This window comes from Burkholderia pseudomultivorans, from assembly GCF_001718415.1.
GTDB classification, from domain to species: Bacteria; Pseudomonadota; Gammaproteobacteria; order Burkholderiales; family Burkholderiaceae; genus Burkholderia; species Burkholderia pseudomultivorans_A.
On the sequence record NZ_CP013378.1, the window covers coordinates 3,770,033 to 3,784,094 of the forward strand.

A 14,062-nucleotide genomic window follows, 5' to 3' on the forward strand; every position below is an offset into this window, starting at 1 on the left:
GTGCGTCTCGCGGGGCCGCCGTCAGCCGGCTGCCCGCAGATGCCGCGCGCGGTACGCGGCGAAATCGCGCGCGAGCTGCGCATCGGTCAGGCCGAAGCGCGCGATCGAATAGTCGTGCGCGGCGCGCTTGTCGCGACCGTTGCGCGCGAGCCAGTCGGTCATCGCCGCGCGCTGCCGCGCATCGAGCGACAGGCCCGCGAAGCGGTAGACGGCCTCGGCGACACCGAGCGGATTCGACACGGTGTCCTCGAAGCGGATATCGAGGAACCGCTCGGCAGGCAGCGCATCGCGCGCCCGCATCGCCGCGCCGATCGCGCGCGCCATTCCCGCACTCCATTGCGCGCCGACGGTGCGCGGATCCGGATTGTCCGCGTACATCTGCCACAGCGTGTGCGCCATGCTCGCCATCGACGGGATCGTCTGCGCCGGGTCGCGGTGCGTGAGCACCACCTGCGCGCGCGGAAACACGCGGCACAGCACGTCGAGCGCATGCAGGTGCTGCGGCGTCTTCAGCAGCCAGCGCGCGGCCGGCGCGACGCCGCGCTGCGCCTTCTGCCACTGCAGGAACTGCAGCATCCGCTTCAGGTACGTATAGACCGGCGTGAGGTCCTGCTGCTCGAGCCACGCCGTATAGCGCGGCACGTTCGCGTACGAATCCATCGCGCACACGAACGAGTGCTCCATCAGCATGAACTCCTCGTCGGCGAGCATCGCATCGAGCGGATGGATCGACAGGATCTGCGGAATGCAGTCGATCATCGTCGCGACCTCGGCCTGCGCGCGTGCGATGCGCACGGTCGGCGCGGCGAGCGTTTCGCCGGCGAGCGGCGCCGGATAGCGGGTTTCCCACCACGCGGCCGAATGAAAGCGCGGATCGACGGCCAGCAGGCGCTGCAGCAGCGTCGTGCCGGTGCGCGGCAGGCCGACGATCACGAGCGGATCGTCGATCTCGATGTCGGCGATGTCCGGATGGCGCCGGCAGTAGGCCTCGACGACGAGCCGGTTCACGAGCTGGCCGACGAGCTTCTCGCGCATCATCGCCACGCCGCGCGCGGACAGCCGCGCGTCGTCGATCAGCGACGCGCACATCACGTCGAGCGCGTCGCGATACGGGCCGTCGCCGAACGCGGTGAGCCCGCCCGTGCGCGACACGGCCTCGGCGATCAGTGCGTCGGGGTCGAGCTGCATGCGGATCTGCTCGAGCGGCGCGTTCATGCGGCCTCCTGCAGCGTCGCGAGCTTGACGACGCGCGTGCGCGGATGCACCGGGTGCGCGGCGCCGACCCAGCGCCAGCAGATCGTGCCGGTGCGGTGCCCGGCCGTATCGAGCCAGTTCGCGTCGCCCGGCTTCGCTGCGGCGACCACGATCGTCACGCCGCCGTCGGCGTTGCGCTTCGCGCCGTGCTTGTTCACGCACACGTCGAAATGACGATAGTCGAGCGATTCCATCCAGTAGTTGTTGAGCTGCACGTTCCAGAAGTCGCAGTCGGGCACCGTCTCGACGTCGATCACGAGCGCCTCGTCGTCGGCGAGCGACCAGCACGAGTGGTAGTAGTAGATGTTCGGGTCGCCGCCGACCGACTGGCACAGCGCCTGGTCGGCGGGCGGCAGCGCGTTCACGTGCGAGCGATAGCTCGCGGCCCAGTCCGCGAACAGTCGCGCCGTCTGCTCGACGAACTGCGCGGCGCGCACGAGGCCGCCCTGCAGCGTGACCGGATCGAGCGGCGCCGGACGGGTATCGGCGCCGATGCGTTCGATCTTCAGTTGCGCCGGCGTCTCGGTGCGCCGGTCGAGGAAGGTCTGGCGCACGAGCAGCGCGTTGGTGGCGGCCTCCATGCGCACCCAGTTGCCGGCACGCGGCGTTTCGCCCAGCACGATCTCGAAGCTGCCGTCCGGCGCGACCTCGAGCTGCTTCGCGTCGAGAAAGCCCGTCTGCAGCATCTTGCCGTCGGTCTCGTAGCCGCCCTTCTGCGTGCCGAAGCTCAGGTACGCGACCGTGCCGCGCCGCCCCGTCACGCGGTATTCGCAGCGGCCGTCGAGACGCGCGTACTGGTAGAGGTTGTCGGGATTGTCGGCGCCGATCTTCGCGGTCTCGTGCGACGGCGAGAAAAAGCCCGGCCATGCGCCGTCCGCGAATTCGACGTGCATTTCCAGCGCAATGCGCATCAGCCGGCTCAGATAGCGGAACCCTTCGGCACGCGTAAGCGGATCGTCCGGCGCCTCGGCGCGCAGGATCTGCTGTCCGCTGCGTTTCAGGGTGTCGCAGAACTCGGCCCAGGTCTGGCCCGAAAGCAATTGCGTGGCACGTGTGTCGTCCGTCATGTGTCGTCTCCGCCGATGGTCGAACGTCCACCTTAAGCGGGCGCGCCGCGCGTCACTTCGTCCGGGTGGACTAAGGAAAGATCCGCGCCCCGGCCGCACCGCGACTTAGTTCATCCGGACGAAGAGCGGCACGGTCGTGCGTCGATACCGTTGGCGTCATGCACGAATCGCCGCACATGTCGCGCGGCGCCGGCATGGAACAGGAGACGAACGATGTTGACCCACTTGGAGCGGCTGGAGGCCGAAAGCATCCACATCATGCGCGAGGTGGTCGCGGAGAGCGAAAACCCCGTGATGCTGTATTCGATCGGCAAGGACAGCTCGGTCATGCTGCATCTCGCGATGAAGGCGTTCTACCCGGCGCGGCCGCCCTTCCCGCTGCTGCACGTCGATACGACGTGGAAGTTCCGCGAGATGATCGCGTTTCGCGACGCGACGGCCGAACGGCTCGGCCTCGATCTGCGCGTGCACGTGAACCCCGATGGCGTCGCGAACGGCATCAATCCGTTCACGCACGGCTCCGCGCTGCACACCGACGTGTGGAAGACGCAGGGCCTCAAGCAGGCGCTCGACCACTACGGCTTCGACGCCGCGTTCGGCGGTGCGCGCCGCGACGAGGAGAAGTCGCGCGCCAAGGAGCGCATCGTGTCGCTGCGCTCGGAGCAGCATCGCTGGGATCCGAAGCGCCAGCGCCCCGAACTCTGGTCGCTGTACAACGCGCGCAAGCGCAAGGGCGAAAGCCTGCGCGTGTTCCCGATCTCGAACTGGACCGAGCTCGACATCTGGCAGTACATCCAGCTTCACGAGATCCCGATCGTGCCGCTCTACTTCGCGAAGGAACGGCCCGTCGTCGAACGCGACGGCGCGCTGATCATGGTCGACGACGAACGGCTGCCGCTGCGTGACGGCGAAGTGCCGCAGCTGCGCAAGGTGCGCTTCCGCACGCTCGGCTGCTATCCGCTGACGGGCGCGATCGACAGCGACGCGACGTCGCTCGACGACATCCTGCGGGAGATGCGCGAGACGCGCACGTCGGAGCGCCAGGGACGGCTGATCGACAGCGATTCGGCCGGGTCGATGGAAAAGAAGAAACAGGAGGGATACTTCTGATGGCACACGTACTCACCGCGCCCGACCCGCTCGCGCGCCCCGCTTCCGACGCGCTCGCCGCCGGCGACACGCAAACCCGGGACCTGCTGCGCTTCATCACCTGCGGCAGCGTCGACGACGGCAAGAGCACGCTGATCGGCCGCCTGCTCTACGAATCCAACATGCTGTTCGACGACCAGCTGACGCAGCTCGAAGCCGATTCGAAGAAACTCGGCACGCAGGGCGGCGAACTCGATTTCGCGCTGCTGGTGGACGGGCTGTCGGCCGAGCGCGAGCAAGGCATCACGATCGACGTCGCGTACCGCTTCTTCGCGACCGCACGGCGCAAGTTCATCGTCGCCGATACGCCGGGCCACGAGCAGTACACGCGCAACATGATCACCGGCGCGTCGACCGCCGATCTCGCCGTGATCCTGGTCGATGCGCGCAAGGGCGTGCTCACGCAGACGCGCCGTCACAGCCATCTCGTCGCGCTGATCGGCATCCGGCGCGTGGTGCTCGCGATCAACAAGATGGATCTCGTCGACTACGACCGCGCGGTGTTCGAGCGCATCGACGCCGACTATCGCGGATTCGCCGCCGAGCTCGGGCTGTCGGACATCGTCAGCATTCCGATGTCGGCGCTGCGCGGCGACAACGTGATCGTGCCGAGCGCGCAAATGCCGTGGTACGCGGGTCCGACGCTGATGCAGCAACTCGACGCCGTGCCGCTCGCCGCGCGCGTGACGCGCGACGAACCGTTCCGGCTGCCGGTGCAGTGGGTCAACCGGCCACACCTGAATTTCCGCGGCTATGCGGGCAGCATCGCGTCGGGCGAGATCCGCGTCGGCGAGCGCGTGCGCGTGCTGCCGTCCGGCAAGGAAAGCCGCGTCGCGTCGGTGATCACGCCGGCGGGCGAAACCGGCGTCGCGCGCGCCGGCGAAGCCGTGACGCTCACGCTCGCCGACGAGATCGACATCAGCCGCGGCGACATGATCGCGCGCGCCGACGCGCCGCCGGAAGTGGCCGACCAGTTCGAGGCGACGCTCGTCTGGATGCACGACGAGCCGCTGCTGCCGGGCCGGCCGTATCTGGTAAAGCTCGGCACGCAGACGGTCGGCGCGACCTGCGCGACGCCCAAGTACAAGATCGACGTGAACACGCGCGAGCACCTGGCCGCGCGCACGCTCGCGCTGAACGAGATCGGCGTGTGCAACCTGAGCTTCGACCGGCCGGTCGCGTTCGATCCGTACGAGCGGAATCGCGATACGGGCGGCTTCATCGTGATCGACCGCTTCAGCAACGACACGGTCGGCGCGGGGATGCTGCACTTCGCGCTGCGCCGCGCGCACAACGTGCACTGGCAGGCGGTCGACGTCGATCGCGACGCGCGCGCCGCACAGAAGGCGCAGACGCCGCGCATCGTATGGCTGACGGGGCTGTCGGGCGCCGGCAAGTCGACGATCGCGAACCTCGTCGAAAAGCGGCTGCACGCGCTCGGCAAGCACACCTACCTGCTCGACGGCGACAACGTGCGGCACGGGCTCAACCGCGACCTCGGCTTCACCGAGGCCGATCGCGTCGAGAACATCCGGCGCGTCGCCGAAGTCGCGCGGCTGATGCTCGACGCGGGGCTGATCGCGCTCGTGTCGTTCATCTCGCCGTTCCGTGCGGAGCGCGACATGGCACGCGCGATGGTCGGCGCCGACGAGTTCGTCGAGGTGTTCGTCGACACGCCGCTCGCGATCGCCGAGGAACGCGATCCGAAGGGCCTGTACAGGAAGGCGCGGCGCGGCGAGCTGAAGCACTTCACCGGCATCGATTCGCCGTACGAACCGCCCGCGCAGCCGGAGCTGCGCATCGATACGGTAACCGAAACGCCGGAGGACGCGGCGGCCCGCATCGTCGCGTACCTGCTGCGCGAACGCGCGGCCTGACGAGGCCGGCCGCCCCGCGTCGTCTACTCCGTTCGGATGACGCGGGCCGCCGGCTGACCGGTATGCTCGTCGAAACCCCTCATCCCGATCAGGAGACGACGAGCATGCGGATCGCGGCGCCGCCCGACCCCACGGCCACGCACGACGGCTTCGACGATGCGGCGTGGACCGCGCGCGAACTGAGCGCGTGGCTCGGCCTCGTCTATCAGGGGCCGTCGGAAGCGACGCCGTGGGCCGGTTTTCTCGAGGCGATCCGCGTGCGGCTCGACGCCAGCTTCACGACGCTCGTGCTGCGCAACCCCGGCGGCGCGCGGCGCGGGCTCATCATCAACGCGTCGACGCACGGCCCGCTGCTGCCCGGCGAGCCGTCGTACAGCGAACAGTTCTACGCGCTGTGCCCGTTCCTCGACCAGCCGCCCGGCCAGGTGTTCACCGCCGACCGGCTGTTCGGCGAGCCCGCATGGTGCGCGCACGACTTCTATCGGCAGTACCTGCAGCCGCTCGACCTGCGCTACATCCTCGGCGCGAATTTGCGCGGCGAGCGCGGCGTCGAATGCGCGTTCTTCGTGAGCCGCACGCATCGCAGCCGCGACTTCGATGCCGCCGAGCGCGCGCAGGTCGCGACGCTGCTGCCGCACCTGCAGCGCGCGGTCGAGCTGCATGCGGCGCTCGACGTGCTCGACGCCGAGCGCGCGCTGTACGCGGGCACCGTCGACCGGCTCGACGTCGGCACCGCGATCGTCGACGAGGACGGCCGCGTGATCAAGCACAACCGCATCGCGGCGCGGCTGTTCGACCGGCAGGACGGGCTGTGCCTGCGCCAGCAGCGGCTGCATGCGTCGTGCCCGCTCGACGAGCGCCGCCTGCAGAAGGCGCTGCAGGCCGCGCTCGAGCACTTCCGCGCGGGCGCGCTCGCGCGCATCGAGGCCACCACGCTGTCGCGCCCCGACGGTGCGATGCCGCTCAGCGTGCTGCTGCGTCCGCTCGCGCCGTACCGCGGCGCCGAGGACCGCCAGCACCGGCCGGCCGTCGCGGTGTTCGTGCGCGACCCGGCGGCGTCGCCGCACACCTCGCGCGACATGCTGCACCGGCTGTTCCGCCTGACGCCGATGGAAACCGAGATCGCACTGCTGCTCGTCGACGGCATGACGCTCGACGAAGCGGCCGCCGCGACCGGCATCACGAAGAACACCGCGCGTGCGCACCTGCGCGGGATCTTCGCGAAGACGGGCGCGACGCGGCAGGCCGTGCTCGTGAAGATGCTGCTCAACAGCGTCGTGTCGATGGCGTAGGGCGCCGCGTTGGCGCGTCGCGCCTGTTTCGGCTGGCATAGCGCTAGTTTATGTCATACGTCATCAGACATTACCGGCTCAAACGAATCGACTTCGACTTTGAGAGATTTCAGTAAAATTTCCGGGTAAACCCGCGACGTCACGATCGTCCATCCGGCGTACCATGTTGTACGACAACGTACTACATCCATCACCACCCGGACAGCGAGGCCGGCTATCTTGCCCGCGCGCCGCCGTCCGACCGGAGACACGCTTGAACCCGCCCTCGCCCACCCTGCCCGGCCGCGATCCGCTCGCCTCGGCCGTCTCGAAAGTGAAATGGCACGTGCTGCCGCTCGTGCTGATCATGTTCATCGCGAACTACATCGACCGCGTCAACGTCGGCTTCGTCGATCGCCATCTCGAGGCGTCGATCGGCATCGGCGCGGCCGCGTACGGACTCGGCGCGGGGCTGTTCTTCGTCGGCTACGCGCTGTTCGAAGTTCCGTCGAACCTGCTGATGCAGCGCTACGGCGCGCGCGTCTGGCTCGCGCGCATCATGGCGACGTGGGGCCTCGTCGCGGCGGCGATGGCGTTCGTGTGGAACGACACGTCGTTCTACGTGCTGCGCTTCCTGCTCGGCGCGGCCGAGGCCGGCTTCTTCCCCGGCGTCGTGCTCTACCTGTCGCAATGGCTGCCGCCGCAGGAACGCGGCAAGGCGATGGCGATCTTCCTCGGCGGCTCGGCGTTCGCGTCGGTGCTGTCCGGGCCCGTCACCGGCGCGCTGCTGTCGATCCACGGCTTCGGCCTCGAAGGCTGGCAGTGGATGTTCCTCGTCGAAGGGCTGTTCTCGGTCGCGCTGTGCGGCGCGAGCTGGCTGCTGCTGAAGTCGCACATCCGCGACGCGACGTGGCTGACGGCCGACGAGCGCGCGGCACTCGAAACCGCGCTCGACGACGAACGCGCGACCCGCGACGTGCGCTCGAACGTGCGCGTGCCGGGCGTTGCGCTGCTGCGCGATCCGCAGATCGCGCTGTTCTGCTTCCTGTATTTCTCGATCCAGCTGACGATCTACGCAGCCACCTTCTGGCTGCCGACGATCATCCGCAAGATGGGCGGCCTCACGGACTTCCAGGTCGGCCTCTACAACACGATTCCGTGGATGATCGCGATCGGCGCGATGTACGGCTTCGCGGTGCTGTCCGCGAAATGGAAGCACCCGCAGCGCTGGCTCGCGTTCGCGCTGGTACTCGCAGCCTGCGGGCTGTTCGCGTCGACCTCGCGCGACCCGGTGTGGTCGTTCGCGTCGATCTGCTTCGCCGCGCTCGGCTTCAAGGCCGCGTCGTCGCTGTTCTGGCCGATCCCGCAGGGCTACCTCGACACGCGCGTCGCCGCGGCCGTGATCGCGCTGATCAACTCGGTCGGCAACCTCGGCGGTTTCGTCGCGCCGACGGCATTCGGCTATCTGAAGCAACATACGGGATCGATCACGGGCGGCCTGTATGCGCTCGCGATCGCGTCCCTCGTCGCCGCGGTCGCCGCGCTGTTCGCCCGCACGCACCGGCGCAGCGATCCGCCGCGCGGGCTGCCGGCCGACGAGTCCTTCACTTCCGCCTCGATGCTCCGCCATGCCGAACACTGATCGCCTGACCGTCGTCGTCTCGAATGCCGTCGACGGCGACCTCGCCACCTTCTCGCTCGCGAACGACGGTGCGATCGCGCCGCTCGCCCGCTACCCCGCCGCGGACAACGCGATGCCGATCGCCGTGCAGGCCGACCGCGCGCGGCTCTACGTCGCGACGCGCGGCGCGCAGCCGTCGATCGTCGCGTTCCGCGTCGCGCCGGCCAGCGGCGCGCTGGCCCGGCTCGGCGCGACCGCGATCGACGCGAGTCACGCCTACCTGTCGCTCGACCGCAGCGGCCGCTGGCTGCTCGGCGCGTCGTACGGCGGCCATTCGCTGAGCGTGTACGACGCCGCGCGCGTGCGCGACGGCGACGGCACGCCGCTGCACGTGGCGGACGGCATCGCGAATGCGCACGCGGTCGTCGTGTCGCCGGACAATCGTTTCGCGTACGTGAGCTCGCTCGGCTCGGATCGCGTGTTCTGCTTCGCGCTGGAACAGGATGCGCACGGCCTGCGCGTGCGCGAGCATGGCGAGACCCGCGTGCCGGCCGGTTTCGGGCCGCGTCACCTGCGTTTCGCACGCGACGGTCGAACGCTGATCGCGGTCAGCGAATTCCAAGGCACGCTCGCGACGTTCGCGCGCGACGCCGACAGCGGCCGGCTCGACGTTGCGCACGTGAGCGCGCCCCACCCGGCCGTCGCCGGGCTCGCGCCGGGCCATGCGCGCCCGCCCGCGCCGATCGAACCGGCCGTATGGGCCGCCGACCTGCAGCTGACGCCCGACGAACGCCATGCATACGTCAGCGAACGCACGTCGAGCCAGCTGCTCTGTTACCGGCGCAACGCCGACGAGCGCTTCGAGCCCGCGCACGCGACGGCCACCGAGACGCAGCCGCGCGGGTTCGCGATCGATCCGTCGGGACGCTGGCTCGTCGCATGCGGCGAGCGCTCGGAGCACGTCGCGGTCTATGCGATCTCGCCCGATGACGGTGCGCTGTCGCTGCACGCACGCGCACCGGGCGGACGCGGCGCGAACTGGATCGCGATCGTGTGACGAAGCGCGCCGTCAGCCGCGCCGCTCGCTCGGCGCGACGCCGGTCCAGCGCTTGAACGCGCGCGTGAAATTCGCGCGGTCCGTATAACCGACCCGCGCGGCGATCTCGTCGACCGGCAAGCGCGTGCCTTCGAGCAGCCGCAGCGCATCGCGCAGGCGGATCTCGTCGAGCAGCGCGGAATAGGTCGCGCCGTATTCGGCCAGCTTGCGCTTGAGCGTGCGCGACGACACGTGCAGTTCGCGCGCGACGTCGTCGACCGACGGATAGCCCGCGTCGCCGCAGATCAGCAGGTTGCGCACGCGCTCGACGATGCTTTCCGCATAGCCGAGCCGGGCAAGCTCGGCCTCGCACTGCTGGACGATCATCTGCGCGGTCTGCGCGTTCGCGGTGCCGATCGGCTCGTCGAGCAGCGCGGCGTCGCAGCGGATCCGGTTCGCGCTCGCGTCGAAATGACAGCGCGGCAGGCGCGTGCGATACCGGTCGAACCACGGCGGCTCGGGCCAGGCGAAATGCAACTCCGCGCGCGACTGCAGCGTGCGCGCCGGCGCCGGATCGAGCAGCGAGTTGAACAGGATCGCGGTTTCCACCAGGAAGTTCTCGACCGCGAACTGGCGCAGCCGGCCGAGCGGAAACGCCTCGAGCACGTCGATGTCGACGATGCCGTCGAGCTGCGCGAGCCGTACCGAGAAAAACGGCACGCGGGTCGGCAGATAGCGGATGCCGAGCGCGATCGCCTCGCCGAGCGTCGCGCAGCTCATCAGCCCGAAGCCGATCAGCCCCGCTTTCGTGAGGCTGCTGCGCAGGCCGATCTCGATTGCGATCGACGGATCGTCGGTCGCGTCGAGCAGGTTGAAGACGATCGCCGCCTGCTGCAGCGGCGTGATGCGCGCATCGGGCTGCGCGAGCCGCTCGCGCTCGACGCCGGAGCCGGCGAGAATCCGGCTCGCGTCGATGCCGCGCTCCTCGGCGAGCATCAGCATGAACAGCGCATACGCGGACGACACCGTCGCCCGGTTCAACTGGCGCGCGGCATCCGGGACGGACAGGGCCATGCAATGGACTCCGGAGCGGTTTCGGCGGATTGTAGCGGCGCTGGCCCGGAATGACACCGAAGCGGAACTCTACGCCGGCCGGCGTGATGGCCGGCCGCCAAAGCGATCATGGCCCGAAATGACACCGCCATTGGCACCTGCGGCCCTCGCGCACGATCGCGTGCGCGCCTATGCTTGTCAGGTCGGCATTGCGCCCCACTCTTCCGCAGGAATCCCGGTCGATGAATCAACCCGCCCGAACCGTCTTTCGCGATGACGCGGACAAGGTCGCTTACGTGCGCCGCGAGGTCAACGCGGCGAGCGATGCGATCCGCGCGCGCTATCCGCTGCTCGACCAGCAGAACCTCGTCGGCGCGACCGTGATGGCCGTGTCGGTGAGCGCGATGCTCGCGCTCGCGTGGCTGTATGCGCGCGGCACGATCGCGTGGTACGTCGCGCTGCCGCTCGCCGCGTTCGTCACGTCGCTGATCCACGAGCTCGAGCACGACCTGATCCACCTGATGTACTTCAGGAAGACGCCGTGGGCGTATCACTTGATGATGGCACTCTGCTGGCTCACGCGGCCCGGCACGATCAACCCGTGGACGCGCCGGCGCATGCACCTGCATCACCACAAGGTGTCCGGCGGCGAATCGGATCTCGAGGAATTCGGCATCACGAACGGCGAGCGCTGGGGCGTGAAGCGCCTGCTGATGATCGCCGACGGCATGCTCGCCGTCGCGCTGCGGCCCGCCGCGATGCGCCGCAAGGTGAAGCAGTACGTCGCCGCGCAACCGGTGCAGGATCCGGCCGAGCGCGCGCAGCTGCGCGTCGAGCAGGTGTCGTCGTACATGCCGGTCGGCCATGCGTACTACGCGCTGTGGCACGCGTTCATCGTCTATCACGCCGGCCTGTTCGTGCTGCATGCGTGCGGCGTGTCGGTCGCCGTGCCGGCCGTCGTCGAGCGCGCGATGAGCGTCGTCGATTTCCTCGCCGTCGTGTGGCTCGGGCCGAACTTCCTGCGCAGCTTCTGCATCAACTTCGTCAGCTCGAACATGCACTACTTCGGCGACATCGATTCGCGCAACGTGATCCAGCAGACGCAGGTGCTCAACCCGTGGTGGATGCTGCCGTTCCAGCTGTTCTGCTTCAATTTCGGCAGCACGCATGCGATCCATCACTTCGTCGTGCGCGACCCGTTCTATATCCGCCAGCTGACCGCGCGCACCGCGCACGCGGCGCTGCGCGAGGTCGGCGTACGCTTCAACGACGTCGGCACGTTCGCCCGCGCGAATCGCTGGGGCGCCTGTCGCGGCGGACGCGCAGCGCGGGCCGACGCGTAACGCGGCGGCGCCCGGGCGGCCCCGGCCGCCTCAAGCGCCGATCGGCGGCATCGGGCCCTGCCCGCGGATCCACGACCAGTTCGCCAGCTCGGCCATCTCCTTGTCGCCGCGGCTGTCGCCATACGCGAACAGGCGCTGCGGCGGGCGATCGCCCCACCATCCGCGCAGGCGCACGACCTTCTGCGGCCCCCAGCAGTTCTGGCCGTCGAGCCGCCCCGTGAACAGGCCGCGCTCGAACGCGAGACGCGTCGCGAGCACGGCGTCGAAGCCGGCCGTCTTCGCCCATTTGTCGAGATACAGCGACGGCGATGCGCTGACCAGCACCACCTCGTGACCGCGCGCGCGATGCTCGCGCACGCGCTCGAGCATCTCCGGACGCACGAGGCGCGGCAGATACGCGTCGACGAACCTGCGCGCCTGTGCATCGAGCGCATCCTCGCGCATCGCGCCGAACGCGAACCATGCGAACTTCGCTTTCGCATCGCCGCGCGACACCAGCCCGGCCTTCATCGCGACGATCCACGGCAGCGCGCGCAGTCCGGCCCACGCGAAGCGCGGCAGGCCGACCGTCTCGAGGACGAAATGGCGAAAGCTGTCGGAAGTCGTGATGGTGCCGTCGAAATCGAATGCGGCGACGATGCGGTCGGTCATGGAATGGCAGCGGGAAAGCGATGAGATGCCCGGGAAGATAGCAGACTCGCGCCCGCTCGCGCGAAACGGCGCGCCGCAACGGCGAACGCGCACGCCGATGCGTGCGCTTTTCCCGTTCGCTCGTCGTTCGACGCCGACGGCTCAGCGCGGCGGCCGCGCCGCCAGCGCCGCGGGCAGCACGACGTTCATCAGGTGATCGGCGCGCGACAACAGATCGATCACGCGCTCGTCGAGTCCGCGCAACTGCGCGGGCTGCATGCGGATCTGCTGGAGCGCCTGGCCGACGATGTTGCGACGATCGAACAGCGTGCGCTCGAGCCCCGCGTCGTCCGGCACGCGCACGACGTCCGACACCGCGCTCAATGCGGCGAGCACGACGACGAGATTCTCCTCCGCATGACGAAGCTTGGCGGCGAGCGCCTCGGTGCGGCGCGGGAAGAAGCCGAGCGACTGCTTGAGCGCACCGAGCGCCGCGCGGTAATCGACCGGGGCCGACGACGCGCCGAACCAGCGCTCGAACATGCCGGCCTTGCGCGTGGCCTGCGCCAGCATCCCGGCCATCATGTCGGCCGCGCCGAGTTCGTTGAATTCGCGCGTCGTCGCCGCGACCGCTTCGACGAGATCGCCTGCGGTTTCGAGCGCGCTGTCGCCGATCGTCGCGACGCTGGCCAGCTTCAGCGGCACCAGCTGGCGGATATACCGCTCGATGCGCGGCGCGCAGTCGGGATAGAGATTCGGAAAGCGGGCCTGCGCCGCGCGGAAGCACGATTCGAGCAGCGGATGGTTCGCTTCGCCGAACAGCGCGCGGCCGGGCGCATCGAGCGGCGCCGCCTGCGCAGGCTTGGGCGGCGCGGGACCGAGGTCGAGCGCCTTCGGCACCGGCCGCTCGGGCGCGCGCGCGGCAGCCGCGCCGGCAGCGGACGGCGCGTCGAACGCAAGACGCCCGGGCGTGCGCTCGGGCGTCGTATCGAACTCGAGCCGTTTCGGCTCGTCGGACCGGTTCGTCATCGATGCATCCTGCCCGCCGCGGCGGCTGCCCGCGCGCCGGGCTGCCGCCAGTCAGACGGCGCCGCCGTAGGCCCGGACGAAGTCGCCGAGACCGCGGTTGTAGCCCGCACCGACCGCCTTGAACATGAAGTGGCCGTCGCGACGATAGAAGCTGCCGACCTGCACCGACGTCTCCATCGAGAAGTCCTCTTCGAGCGCGTACTTCGCGATCACGGCGCCCGACACCTCGTCGGCGATCTGGATGTAGCTGTTGCGGACCTGCCCGAAATTCTGGCGGCGCGCTTCGGCCTGGTCGATCGTGACCACCACCGAGATTTCCTCGACGTCCTGCGCGAGCTTGGTCACGTCGATGAAGATCACCTCGTCGTCGCCGTCACCGCTGCCGGTGCGGTTGTCGCCGCTGTGGACGACGCCCAGGCACTTCGACGAAGGCATCCCGCGCTTCGGGAATTCGTCGCCGGGCTGGATGAAGGTTTCCTTGCGGTCCATCGTGCGCACTTCGCTGTTGTAGAACACGAAGTGCTGGTCCGAGATCAGCTTCGGATTGCTTTGCGCGTCGTACTTGCACAGGAACACCGACACGTCGAGATCGAAGTCCGTGCCCGTGTCCGTCGCGTTCGCGTCCCAACCGAGACCGATGCGGAATTTCTGCGTGCCGGGCGCTTCCTTCGACAGGTTGACGCGACCGCCTTTCGACAAATTGATCATCTGAACTTCTCCTGCTGGAACCGC

General features: G+C 69.1%; 12 protein-coding genes. 6 read left to right on the forward strand and 6 right to left on the reverse strand.

Annotation, left to right across the window (positions count from 1 at the left end):
• Positions 1-21: 21 nt before the first annotated feature.
• A complete protein-coding gene (locus WS57_RS29695; protein ID WP_069245226.1) occupies positions 22-1,215 on the reverse strand; it encodes a sulfotransferase family protein in 1,194 nt (397 codons plus the stop codon).
• Entirely contained in the window at positions 1,212-2,321 is a 1,110-nt protein-coding gene (locus WS57_RS29700; RefSeq protein WP_009692509.1) for a DUF1214 domain-containing protein, read from the reverse strand. The genes WS57_RS29695 and WS57_RS29700 overlap by 4 nt, the downstream gene beginning before the upstream one ends.
• 213 nt (positions 2,322-2,534) lie before the next feature.
• Between WS57_RS29700 and cysD the strand changes: the two genes are divergently transcribed.
• The 5 genes from cysD (at position 2,535) to WS57_RS29725 (ending at position 9,296) form a co-directional block, all read left to right on the forward strand.
• Entirely contained in the window at positions 2,535-3,431 is an 897-nt protein-coding gene (cysD, locus tag WS57_RS29705) for a sulfate adenylyltransferase subunit CysD (RefSeq protein ID WP_060253466.1), read from the forward strand.
• Positions 3,431-5,347, forward strand: coding sequence for a sulfate adenylyltransferase subunit CysN (cysN, locus tag WS57_RS29710; RefSeq protein ID WP_069245227.1), 1,917 nt, complete (start codon positions 3,431-3,433; stop codon positions 5,345-5,347). Before cysD ends, cysN begins: the two co-directional genes overlap by 1 nt.
• A gap of 104 nt (positions 5,348-5,451) precedes the next feature.
• Positions 5,452-6,639 (forward strand): helix-turn-helix transcriptional regulator, encoded by a 1,188-nt coding sequence (locus WS57_RS29715; protein ID WP_059477877.1) that lies wholly within the window; start codon positions 5,452-5,454, stop codon positions 6,637-6,639.
• Positions 6,640-6,892: 253 nt separating this feature from the next.
• Positions 6,893-8,260, forward strand: a complete 1,368-nt coding sequence (locus tag WS57_RS29720) for an MFS transporter (RefSeq protein WP_069245228.1) — start codon at positions 6,893-6,895, stop codon at positions 8,258-8,260.
• Positions 8,247-9,296, forward strand: a complete 1,050-nt coding sequence (locus tag WS57_RS29725) for a lactonase family protein (RefSeq protein ID WP_059516400.1) — start codon at positions 8,247-8,249, stop codon at positions 9,294-9,296. The genes WS57_RS29720 and WS57_RS29725 overlap by 14 nt, the downstream gene beginning before the upstream one ends.
• A gap of 12 nt (positions 9,297-9,308) precedes the next feature.
• Here WS57_RS29725 and WS57_RS29730 read toward each other — a convergent pair whose 3' ends face one another.
• Positions 9,309-10,349, reverse strand: coding sequence for an AraC family transcriptional regulator (locus tag WS57_RS29730; RefSeq protein WP_059604480.1), 1,041 nt, complete (start codon positions 10,347-10,349; stop codon positions 9,309-9,311).
• 221 nt (positions 10,350-10,570) lie between these two features.
• On the opposite strand from WS57_RS29730, the gene WS57_RS29735 reads away from it, so the two are divergent.
• A complete protein-coding gene (locus WS57_RS29735) occupies positions 10,571-11,671 on the forward strand; it encodes a fatty acid desaturase (protein ID WP_069245229.1) in 1,101 nt (366 codons plus the stop codon).
• A 30-nt stretch (positions 11,672-11,701) separates the two neighbouring features.
• On the opposite strand, the gene WS57_RS29740 is transcribed toward WS57_RS29735, so the two are convergent.
• The 3 genes from WS57_RS29740 to WS57_RS29750 all read right to left on the reverse strand — a co-directional run bounded on the left by WS57_RS29740 (position 11,702) and on the right by WS57_RS29750 (position 14,038).
• Complete coding sequence (locus WS57_RS29740) at positions 11,702-12,322, reverse strand: HAD family hydrolase (RefSeq protein ID WP_059516398.1); 621 nt, start codon at positions 12,320-12,322, stop codon at positions 11,702-11,704.
• A gap of 141 nt (positions 12,323-12,463) precedes the next feature.
• Positions 12,464-13,330: a hypothetical protein gene (locus WS57_RS29745; RefSeq protein WP_059516396.1), complete on the reverse strand. Its 867-nt coding sequence runs from the start codon at positions 13,328-13,330 to the stop codon at positions 12,464-12,466.
• Positions 13,331-13,381: 51 nt separating this feature from the next.
• On the reverse strand, positions 13,382-14,038 hold the full coding sequence (locus tag WS57_RS29750; protein WP_069245230.1) for a TerD family protein: 657 nt from the start codon (positions 14,036-14,038) through the stop codon (positions 13,382-13,384).
• Positions 14,039-14,062: the final 24 nt, after the last annotated feature.